The 8,936-nt window shown below is 70.6% G+C and carries 10 protein-coding genes; 3 read left to right on the forward strand and 7 right to left on the reverse strand.

What is annotated here, in order from left to right; genetic code table 11:
- Together EAO75_RS02425 and EAO75_RS02430 are read right to left on the reverse strand one after the other, a co-directional pair.
- Window positions 1–1,115, reverse strand: a 1,115-nt coding sequence (locus tag EAO75_RS02425; protein ID WP_147994245.1) for an acetyl/propionyl/methylcrotonyl-CoA carboxylase subunit alpha, incomplete at its 3' end; no start/stop codon positions are given.
- 236 nt (window positions 1,116–1,351) lie between these two features.
- Complete coding sequence (locus EAO75_RS02430) at window positions 1,352–2,071, reverse strand: response regulator transcription factor (protein ID WP_261989119.1); 720 nt, start codon at window positions 2,069–2,071, stop codon at window positions 1,352–1,354.
- A gap of 373 nt (window positions 2,072–2,444) precedes the next feature.
- On the opposite strand from EAO75_RS02430, the gene EAO75_RS02435 reads away from it, so the two are divergent.
- Entirely contained in the window at window positions 2,445–3,131 is a 687-nt protein-coding gene (locus tag EAO75_RS02435; RefSeq protein WP_147993351.1) for a ScbR family autoregulator-binding transcription factor, read from the forward strand.
- A gap of 14 nt (window positions 3,132–3,145) precedes the next feature.
- On the opposite strand, the gene EAO75_RS02440 is transcribed toward EAO75_RS02435, so the two are convergent.
- From EAO75_RS02440 to EAO75_RS02450, 3 genes are all read right to left on the reverse strand, one after another.
- Window positions 3,146–3,934 (reverse strand): SDR family NAD(P)-dependent oxidoreductase, encoded by a 789-nt coding sequence (locus tag EAO75_RS02440; RefSeq protein WP_261989120.1) that lies wholly within the window; start codon window positions 3,932–3,934, stop codon window positions 3,146–3,148.
- A gap of 145 nt (window positions 3,935–4,079) precedes the next feature.
- A complete protein-coding gene (locus EAO75_RS02445; protein WP_147993352.1) occupies window positions 4,080–5,021 on the reverse strand; it encodes an NAD-dependent epimerase/dehydratase family protein in 942 nt (313 codons plus the stop codon).
- A gap of 20 nt (window positions 5,022–5,041) precedes the next feature.
- Window positions 5,042–5,926, reverse strand: coding sequence for a ScbA/BarX family gamma-butyrolactone biosynthesis protein (locus EAO75_RS02450; protein WP_315986990.1), 885 nt, complete (start codon window positions 5,924–5,926; stop codon window positions 5,042–5,044).
- 215 nt (window positions 5,927–6,141) lie between these two features.
- Between EAO75_RS02450 and EAO75_RS02455 the strand changes: the two genes are divergently transcribed.
- The gene (locus EAO75_RS02455; protein ID WP_147993354.1) at window positions 6,142–6,852 is read left to right on the forward strand and encodes a ScbR family autoregulator-binding transcription factor; all 711 of its coding nucleotides are present in this window, start codon (window positions 6,142–6,144) and stop codon (window positions 6,850–6,852) included.
- A 104-nt stretch (window positions 6,853–6,956) separates the two neighbouring features.
- Window positions 6,957–7,916, forward strand: coding sequence for a D-2-hydroxyacid dehydrogenase family protein (locus EAO75_RS02460; RefSeq protein ID WP_147993355.1), 960 nt, complete (start codon window positions 6,957–6,959; stop codon window positions 7,914–7,916).
- A gap of 10 nt (window positions 7,917–7,926) precedes the next feature.
- On the opposite strand, the gene EAO75_RS02465 is transcribed toward EAO75_RS02460, so the two are convergent.
- Window positions 7,927–8,523, reverse strand: coding sequence for a DUF2087 domain-containing protein (locus EAO75_RS02465; protein WP_147993356.1), 597 nt, complete (start codon window positions 8,521–8,523; stop codon window positions 7,927–7,929).
- Window positions 8,524–8,638: 115 nt separating this feature from the next.
- The coding region (locus tag EAO75_RS02470) for a tyrosinase family protein (RefSeq protein ID WP_147994247.1) at window positions 8,639–8,936 on the reverse strand (298 nt) is incomplete at its 5' end.

Here is an 8,936-nt window from a genome sequence, read left to right on the forward strand (position 1 = left end):
GGGTCCTCGCCGTTGATACGGAACTCGAAGGAGTGCCCGCGCAGCGGCGGGTCGTCGTAGCCCAGCGCCTCGCCGTCGGCGATCCGGAACATCTCCCGGACCAGGTCGATCCCGGCGACCTCCTCGGTGACCGGGTGCTCCACCTGCAGACGGGTGTTGACCTCCAGGAAGGAGATCGTGCCGTCCGCGCCGACCAGGAACTCCACCGTGCCGGCGCCGACGTAGCCGGCCTCCTTCAGGATGGCCTTGGACGACGAGTACAGCTCGGCGACCTGCGCCTTCGACAGGAACGGCGCCGGGGCCTCCTCGACCAGCTTCTGGTGCCGGCGCTGCAGCGAGCAGTCACGCGTGGAGACCACCACGACGTTGCCGTGGGAGTCGGCCAGGCACTGGGTTTCCACATGCCGGGGCTTGTCGAGGTAGCGCTCGACGAAGCACTCCCCGCGGCCGAACGCGGCGACCGCCTCACGCACCGCCGACTCATACAGCTCCGGGACCTCTTCCAGGGTCCGGGCCACCTTCAGACCACGGCCACCGCCACCGAACGCCGCCTTGATCGCGATCGGCAGACCGTGCTCCTCGGCGAACGCCACCACCTCGTCCGCCCCGCCCACCGGATCCGGCGTACCGGCGACCAACGGCGCACCGGCACGCTGGGCGATGTGCCGGGCGGCGACCTTGTCACCCAGATCACGGATCGCCTGCGGCGGCGGACCGATCCAGATCAGACCGGCATCCAGGACCGCCTGCGCGAAGTCGGCGTTCTCCGACAGGAAACCGTAACCCGGGTGGATCGCGTCCGCGCCGGACTCGCGCGCCGCCTTCAGCACCTTGTCCATGTCCAGGTAACTGGTCGCCGGGGTGTCACTCGGGCTCGCCTCGCGATGTCCGTGCCGACCGCCCTTGCCGACCTGCTCTCCTGCCGGGGGTCCGGGGGTTGTCCCCCGGAATGACGCGGTACCGCCCAGGGCGAACGCCTCATCCGCGGCGCGGACATGCAGAGCGTCACGGTCCGGGTCCGCGTAGACGGCCACGCTCGCGATCCCCGCGTCCCGACAGGCCCGGGCCACGCGGACAGCGATTTCGCCACGGTTGGCGATGAGCACCTTGCGCACGACGAGCTCTCCTCATTCGTCACCGGACGGTGCATCAAAGCCTCGCCTGCACCCGACCACCCCTACAAGGGCGTTCCTTTCAGGATCAGGTCAGATTCCGCAGGCCCTGTGCGGCTGTGTCCGAGCAACTTCAGAGGAACGTCGGGAAATCTCAGCGGAATGCCAAATTCCCGAGGTGGACGCATCAGAAGGGGGCACCCCCGCGTCCGGGGGTGCCCCTTTTTCCAACCCTGTGTTCAGGCGCTCTCCCCGCCGAAACGGAATCCGACGCCCCGCACGGTGACGATCCAGCCACTGCCGCCCAGCTTGTTGCGGAGGCTGCTGACGTGCGTGTCCACGGTCCGCCGGGACCAGGAGTCGCCCCAGATCTGATGGATGAGGCGCTTGCGGGGAATGACCGTGTCGGGGTGGGAGGCCAGCATGTACAGCAGGTCGAACTCCTTGCGGGTGACGTCGACCGGGCGTCCGTGCAGGGTGACCTCGCGAGAGCCCGCGTCGATGCGCAGCGGGCCGTGACTGACGACCCGTGCGGCGGGCTCCGGCGTACGGACCCGGCGCATGACCGCATCCATCCGGGCCATCAACTCCCGGAAACCGTACGGCTTGACGAGGTAGTCGTCGGCGCCGGCCTGGAGGCCGAGCACCCGGTCGAGTTCGGATCCGCGGGCGGTGACGGCGATCACCGGGACGTCACAGGTGGACCGGATGCCGCGGCAGACCTCCAGCCCGTCCAGATCGGGGAGTTCGAGGTCGATCAGTACGAGATCGGCGTCCGCGTACGACTGCAGCGCGGCGCCTCCCGAGGTCACGCTGTCCACTTCGTGCCCGTGCCTCTTCAGCGCGCGCACCAGGGCTTCCGCCTCAACCGCGTCGTTCTCCACGACCAGAACCCGCCAGGCCGCCGCACCCACCTCCCCACGCCGGGGAGCCGGTATGTGAGGCTCCACCAGATTCATTGAACGCTGGCTCATTAGTCCCCCTAGCTAGTCCAGCTTTGCCCGAATCGTTCACATTAGAACGCTCACTGGAAACCTACAAACCGATGCTCCGGTATGTCAATGATCCTTAGGTTCGTCGACGTCTCGCACAAATGCCGTTCAACGGAACGTCAAATCAGGCTCAGGACCGCATACTTCAGCGAAACTACAGGGAAATGACGTCATTTTTCCGCGACTTCGCAGGCGGAGGGCACTTTCGCCGATGTCAGGCAGAGGCCGACAAACAGTCAAAACGGTTTGTTATGATCCACGCCCTTCCTCACCGGGACCTGAGCAGGAGGAGCACGGAAGTGAACATCTGGGAAATCGCGGTGCGGGTGAGAGGCCCACGATGACCAAGCAGGAACGAGCCGCCCGCACCCGCGACGCCCTGCTGCTCGCGGCAGCCCGGGAGTTCCAGTTGCACGGCTACGACAGGGCGAAGCTGTCCGTCATCAGCGCCGAGGCGGGGGTCAGTTCCGGCGCGCTGCACTTCCACTTCGAGAACAAGGCGGCCCTGGCCCAGGCCCTGCGCACCGAGGCGTCGCATTCCCTGCGCCGGGCCGCGCGCCTCGTCCACGGCCGGCGGACCAGCGCGCTCCAGGCCCTGGTCGACGTCTCGCACGCCCTGGCCGATCTGCTCCGCCGCAGCATCGTCGTACACGCCGGGTTCGTGCTCGGCTGTGAGACCGAGCACGGCACGGGACTCAATCTGCGTCAGGAGTGGCAGTGCTGTGTGCAACAGCTCCTGGCCGAGGCCGACGACGAGCGCACGCTCGCCCAGGGGGTGCTCCAACAGCACATGGCGGGCGCGCTGGTGGCGTCGACCGTCGGGTACGAGGTACTGAGCAGGTCCAACCCGGAGTGGCTGTCCTGCTTCACCCTCACCGCGTTCTGGGAGCTGCTGCTGCCCACACTGGCCGCTCCCCCGGCCCTCACGCACCTGGACCCGGCAGGGTCGGACGCCGCGCACCGGGCGTCGGCAGCGGCCCTGCGCACGGGCTGCGTCCCGGCTTCCGTCGGCCCGGCCGCCCCCTGAGACCCGGGGCAGCGTCACAGATCGGTGCCCCCGCTCACGTCGAGGTACTGACCGGTGATCCAGCGGGAGTCCTCGGAGGCGAGGAACGCCACCACGTCCGCCACCTCGGAAGGGCTGCCGATCCGGTCGAAGACGGAGCGCGCGGCAAGGGCGGCCCGCGCCTCGGGCGTCGCCCTGCGGCGGGCGTTCATGTCCGTCGCGATGAACCCGGGCCCGACGGTGTTCACGGTGATGCCGCGACCGGCGAGTTCCTTCGCCAGACACAGGGTCATGGTGTCCAGCGCCCCCTTGGACATGGCGTACGCGACGGACTCGGGGAAGGCCCGCCGTGAGGCGAGCGAGGAGATGTTGACGACCCGCCCGCCGTCCCGCATCCGCTCCAGCGCGCCCTGCACCAGGAAGAAGGGCGCCTTGGCGTTCACGGCGATCATGCGGTCGAAGACCTCCGGATCCGCCTGCCCGATGCGCCCCGAACCGCTCACTCCCGCGTTGTTCACGAGGATGTCGAGCGGGCCCGCGGTATCGGCTTCCCCTTCCGTCTGCTCCCGCACCCCGGCGTCGAAGGCCGCGAAGACGGCGTCGGCGTCGCCGGGCACCCCGAGCTCCGCCCCGACCGGGAAGGCCCGGCCGCCCCTCTCGCGTATGCGGGCCACGACGTCCAGTGCGGCGGCCTCACTGCGGCCGTAGTGGACGCCGACCAGCGCCCCGTCTCGGGCGAGCCGCTCGGCGATGCCTCTGCCGATGCCCCGGCCGGCTCCGGTGACCAGTGCGATCTTGTCCGTCAGTGCGCGTTTGATATTCACGAAGACCCTGCGTGTCGAGGAAAGGAGAAATACAGAACGAGGATTCAAGAAAAAGCGGATTCAAGAAACCGCGGGATCACCCGCGGTGATGAAGCGCGGGATCAACCGCGGGATCAAGGACCAGCCGCTGGAGAACCCGTCGGGGTCAGCCCTCCAGCAACTCCCGGTACCACGGGGCGTGTTCGGCCAGGAGCTCCGCGAACCCCGCGCCGGGATCGACACCGACGCCGGTCCAGAAGCCGTCGTCCGCGAACCAGTGGTCCACGGCGAGCATGCCGAGGTGGTGCAGTGCGCGCGGCTGTCCGGCGAGCCGGGCGCGCGCCTCGTCGATGTCCAGGGCGGCGCCCGGCAGTGGCAGGCCGAGCCGGCCGGCCACCGTGTCGAGCAGTTCCGAACTGTCCACCGGCTCCGGGTGGTTGACGTGATGCGCGCCCGCCAGGTCCCGCTCCGACAGCCCGGCGGCGACCACGGCGCGCCCCAACGCCCGTACGTCGACGACGGAGTGCCGGGCCACGCACTCCTTCAGGCTCGCCGACAGGACTCCCAGCAGGGCGGCGAGCCCGGGCACCACCCAGCGGTCGCCGGTCCCGAGCACCAGGTGGGGGCGCAGCACGACCCCGCCCGCGTCCAGCACATGCCGCTCGGCGGCGGCACGGGAACGGCTGGTCGGCGAGGCGGGCGCGGGCGGCAGCTTCCCGGGCGGCGCGCCGGTGAAGGGCCCCCGGCCGTACACCGCGGCCGTGCTCACGTAGACCACGCGGCCCACCCCGGCGCGTGCTGCCTCCTCGACCAGGGCCCGGGTGCCGTGGTCGTTGACGGACTCGGTGCTCCGTTCGTCCCCGCCGATGCGGGAGGCGCAGTGCAGGACGACGTCGACGCCGTCGCAGATCCCGCGCAGCGACTCGGGGTCGGCGAGGTCCGCCCGCACGACCTCCGCCGCCGGGGCGGCGCCGGCCGGCAGGCGCGCCGGGTCGCGCAGCAGCAGCCGGACCCGGGACGGTGTGACGCCGCCCGACTCCCGCAGGGCGGCGACGACATGCCCGCCGATGAACCCGCTCCCCCCGGTGACGAGGATGCGTGATGACAAGGTGGGTCCTCCCTCTCGGCCTACGATCCGTCCGCCGCCGCGACCGTGACAGTGCAGCGGAAGACCTCGGCGTCGTCCTGGAGGCCGCGCACCTGGATCGTGCTCGGGTCGGGGTCGCCCTCGGCCAGGGCGTCGGCCTCGATCCAGCAGGGGCTGTCGAGTTCGGCGTACCGCGAGAAGACCATGTCCATGTCGGTGACGACCATGAGGCCGGGGAAGAGCGAGAAGGCCGTCGCGGCCTGACGGGCCGCCTCCAGCAGCACGAAGCCCGGCACATGGTCGTCCGGCCGTCGAAACAGCGTGGGATGCGCGGTGTTGATCCGGAGCTGCCAGGCCCCCGGACGCGGCGAGGGTGCGAGTACGACGGCGGCGGCGTCCGTTCTGCCGACGACCCCGGGCGGCAGTCCGGGCAGCAGCGGCACGGGACGGCCGGCCAAGGACAGCCGCTCACCGCGCAGTCGGCGATAGGCCCGGTCCGAGACACAGTCGAGGCGTCCGTCGGCGGTGGCGACGACCCGGCCCAGTCGGCGCAGCACCATCGTGCAGCGCATGCCCGCCAGCCGACGGCCCCGGCGTCGTACGCCGCCGCAGGTGAGGTCGGCGACGACGCCCTCGGGTGAGGGGTCGAGGAGCAGCCCGGCCGGCGCCGCCGAGTACCGGATGCGCTGCATCACGAACCGGTCGCCGAGGGGCACCGAGTAGGCGGCGTGCGCCAGCAGCATCGCGCTCTGCCGCAGTATCTCCGGTATCAGCAAGGGGTCCTGGAAGCGTCCGGCCACCGCGGTGAAGAACCGGTGCCGGTGCGGCCAGTGGGCCCTGATCTGGAAGTGTGTGTCGTCCAGGCGGCGCCATGCGGTGGGGAAGGCGTCCCGTGGATCCGGCCGGTGCACCTGCTCGCCGCTGATCTCCTCATGCCATACCGCCGTTGTGGGAACGGGCCCGGCAGCACCTGTGGTTGGCTCGTTCCGTGCGGTTGCGTCGACAGATCGCACCCGGTCCATGGCTCCCCCCGAGTCATTGGCCAGAGCGAGTGCTCCCGCCCGCCGAGTAACCTACGTGTGATCCGGTTTTCTTTTCAATACACGACGTAATGTGCTGCATGCACACGGTGGAGGGACCCATGGCCCAGCAGGACCGCGCGATCAGGACGCGCCGTTCGATCCTCGAAGCGGCCGCCAGGGTGTTCGGCGAGCGCGGCTACGCCTCCACCACCGTGGAAGAGATCCTCAACCGCGCCGGAGTCACCAGGGGCGCCCTGTACTTCCACTTCGCGTCCAAGGAAGAGGTCGCGCTGGGTGTGCTGGAGGCCCAACTGCCCATCGACCGGCTCCCCGAGAGATCCAGCAAGCTGCAGAAGCTCGTCGACCACGGCATGGTCATGGCCTACCGGCTGCAGCGCGATCCGCTGGTGCAGGCGGGTGTCGCCCTCGCCCTCGACCAGGGCGCACGCGAGCTCGACCGGGACGCCGCCTTCCGCGCCTGGACCGAACAGCTGGAGCAGATCCTCACCGAGGCGCGGGCCCAGGGTGAACTCCTGCCGCATGTCGACGTCGCCGAGACCGCCGAGTTCCTCAACGGCGCCTTCGCCGGCGTCCAGGCGATGAGCCAGGCCCGCTGCAACCGCGCCGACCTCGGGCGCCGCGTCAGCGTCCTGCTCCGCCACGTCCTGCCGAGCATCTCGACTCCGGCGCTGCTGGCCGCCCTCGACCTGTCGCCGGACCGGGGCGAGCGGGTCTTCGAGGAGTACGAGGCGAGCTCCCCGCAGTCCACCGAGCCCGTGACGCAGGGTCAGCGGATGCACACCGGTAACCAAACCGATCGGTCTGCTTAAGACTCCCTCTCCCCGCGCGACTCACCGGCCGAAATCGGCCCCGCCCGCATCGCTTCCGTACAGTCGTTCCCGTTGGGTCGTCCCGGCCATGGAAAGGAACCACCGTGCGGCTGCGCTGTGCTGTGCTCGACGACTTCCAGAACGCGGCGACCGAGGCCGCCGACTGGTCGCCGCTCGCGGACGAGGTGGAGGTCGTCCCCTTCACCACGCACTTCCCCGACGAGGACGCGCTGGCCGCGGCGCTCGCCGACTTCGACATCGTGGTCACCCTGCGCGAACGCGTCCCCTTCCCCGCCGGTCTGATCGCCCGTCTCCCCCGGTTGCGGCTGCTGATCGCCTCCGGAATGCGCAACTCGGTCATCGACTACGCCGCCGCCGAGACGCACGGCGTCACCGTCTGCGGCACGGCCAGCTCCTCCACACCACCCGTCGAACTCACCTGGGCCCTGCTGCTCGGCCTCGCCCGCGGTCTCGTCCAGGAGAGCAACGCGCTGCGCTCGGGCGGCCCCTGGCAGAGCACGGTCGGCGCCGACCTGCACGGCCGCCGTCTCGGCCTGCTCGGCCTGGGCAAGATCGGCAGCCGGGTCGCCCACGTCGGCCTCGCCTTCGGCATGCACGTCAGCGCGTGGAGCCAGAACCTCACCAAGGAGTACGCCGACGAGGTGGGCGTCCATCTGGCCAACGGCAAGGAGGAGTTGCTCGCCGACAGCGACTTCGTCTCCATCCACCTCGCCCTGAGCGACCGCACCCGCGGCCTGCTCGGCGCACCCGAACTGGCCCTGCTCAAGCCGACGGCGTATCTGATCAACACCTCACGCGCGGCGATCGTCGACCAGGACGCCCTGCTGGCCGCCCTGCACGAGGGCCGCATCGCGGGTGCGGGCGTCGACGTCTTCGACACCGAGCCGCTCCCCGCCGACCACCCGATGCGTACGACCCCCCGCCTCCTCGCCACACCCCACCTGGGCTATGTCTCGCAGGCCAACTACGCGACGTACTACGGCCAGGCGGTGGAGAACATCCAGGCGTACCTGGCGGGTGAGCCCGTGCGGCGACTGCCGTGACGCCGGCGGGTCAGGCGCTGTCAGCCGCCCCGTCGTAGCCGCCCTCGGCGGGGCGGCGGTAGATGCCCTCGCTCCGGTGCAGATGGTGCAGGTCCACCAGGTAGCGCCGGAGCGTCACATGGTCGATGTCGTCGCTGTCCTCGCACCAGGCGCGCAGCCGCTCGTTCACGGTGCGCTCCGGATACTCGACGCCCGGCTCGAAGGTCTGCTCGGCGATGTACCCCAGGACCAGCTTCTTGCGGGTCCACTGTGCCGGGAGCCGGACCAGCCGCCCGTCCCGGACGAAGGTCCGCAGCACGATGTCGGTCCGCGCATCCCCGGAGTCCGGGCCGCCGGCGGCGCCGGAGTCGGTCCCGCGCTGCGCCGCAGCCCGCGCGTACTGCCTGAACAGGTCGTAGGCGACGCCCAGTTCCCCGTCGTCCGCCGCGCTCACCACGCCCTGCTCCCGCAGCCGCAGCAGCGCCAGAGCGGTGTCCTTCGGGGACAGTCCCGCCGCCCGGGCGACCTCCTCGGCGCTCCCCGCGCCCAGCGCCACGGCGGCGAAGGCACGCACCCGGCTCTCCTCGGCGAACAGTCGGACCAGTTGTTCCGTCGGATCGGTAGCCATGCCCGGAGGCTAGTGGACACCGGCCGCGGGAGCTGAGCCATTTTTTTCCCGCCCCGCCCCGCCCCGCCCCGGTCCGGTCCGATCCGGTCCGGTCCGGTCCGGTCGGCACCGGCCCTCAGGCGTACCGGTAGATCTTGGAGACGTCCTCCAGCTCGTCCGGTGTCACGTCCCACGGCGGCAGCCGCTCGTGCCGGGCGACGATCCGCCGGTGCTGGTCGCTGCCCCGCCCCGGCGGCTTCGCCGGCAGGTAGCGGTGATTGCGGTGGCGCTGCTGCCAGCGGGACCACTGCATGTCCACGAAGGCGTGGTGCAGCCAGAAGACGGGGTCGTTGACGGACGCGCCGCCGAGCATGGCGCCCCCGACCCAGCGGTGCACCCGGTTGTGGTTGCGCCACGCCTCCCGGCCCTCGAGG

The sequence above is a fragment of the Streptomyces sp. UW30 genome (assembly GCF_008042075.1).
Lineage (GTDB): Bacteria > Actinomycetota > Actinomycetes > Streptomycetales > Streptomycetaceae > Streptomyces.